This is a genomic window from Oleiphilus sp. HI0125 (genome assembly GCF_001635355.1).
Genome location: NZ_LWGF01000194.1, coordinates 1 through 983 on the forward strand (window position 1 = coordinate 1; position 983 = coordinate 983).

The window sequence follows — 983 nt, forward strand, 5'->3', positions numbered from 1 at the left end:
TGAAAGCATCTCATTGTTCCATGGTGGTTCAAAGACTAAATCTATCTCAACCTTAGCCACATTTGGCACACGTTCTACGTAAAATCGAACATCGTTTACGATGACAGGGCCCATGCCGCATCCAGGTGCAGTCAAGGTCATTGTAATATCTACATCAAATTTGTCTGCAATATCAGTGCTCTTTTTTACTTCGCAGCCATAGATCAGGCCAAGTTCGACAACGTTGACTGGAATTTCTGGGTCATATACCTGATGTAAAGCTGCCCATACTTGCTCTTCGCTAACAGATCCATCGGCAGGTGCTTCGACTTCTTCGTATTCAACGGTTTTGCCCAGTGCATCCGCATCCCTTCCTTCAATTCGAGCAAGATTACCATTCACTGATACGGTGAATGTTCCACCTAAAGATTGGGTAATGGTGACGAATGAGTCCTTTGGAATAACGATCTCTGTGCCTGCCGGAACAATACGAGCGTCTACATCTCGATTTGTTACGACGACTTCGCGTTCTGCCATGCCTACGCTTCCTCAGTCACTGAAAAACTTTCACCACAACCGCACTCGCCAGTCACATTTGGGTTTTTAAATTGAAACATGCTGTTTAGACCAACGGTTACGAAGTCGATTTCTGTACCATTAAGCACGGCTAGATCTTTTGCTGGGACAACAATGCTCACGCCTTGTTGTTGAAATTCCACATCACCATCTTTTGCTTCTTTTACCAGCTCAGTTTCATACATGAATCCAGAACAGCCGCTAGTCTGCAGATACAGGCGGAAAGATAGATCGCCTCCTGCTTTCGCTACTTCTTGTGCGATGTGCTGAGCAGCCTTTTCTGATACAGAAATAGACTGGCTTGGTTCGAACGTTGAAACAGTCATATAAATGTCTTCCTAGAGTATGCGTTCTTACGCGAACATGCGTTGTATTTTCGCGAGCGCAGCGAATAACTGATCGACTTCTTCGTGCGTGTTATAAAACGC

Annotated in this window: 2 protein-coding genes; both read right to left on the reverse strand. The window is 45.0% G+C overall.

What is annotated here, in order from left to right:
* Positions 1-516, reverse strand: a 516-nt coding sequence (sufT, locus tag A3762_RS02975) for a putative Fe-S cluster assembly protein SufT (protein ID WP_068754030.1), incomplete at its 3' end; no start/stop codon positions are given.
* A gap of 2 nt (positions 517-518) precedes the next feature.
* Complete coding sequence (locus A3762_RS02980; protein WP_068476271.1) at positions 519-881, reverse strand: iron-sulfur cluster assembly accessory protein; 363 nt, start codon at positions 879-881, stop codon at positions 519-521.
* Positions 882-983: the final 102 nt, after the last annotated feature.

What these genes read in the sequence shown, in the direction of transcription:
- A3762_RS02980 (WP_068476271.1), bottom strand. Translation starts at nt 881, where the DNA reads ATGACTGTTTCAACGTTCGAACCAAGCCAGTCTATTTCTGTATCAGAA.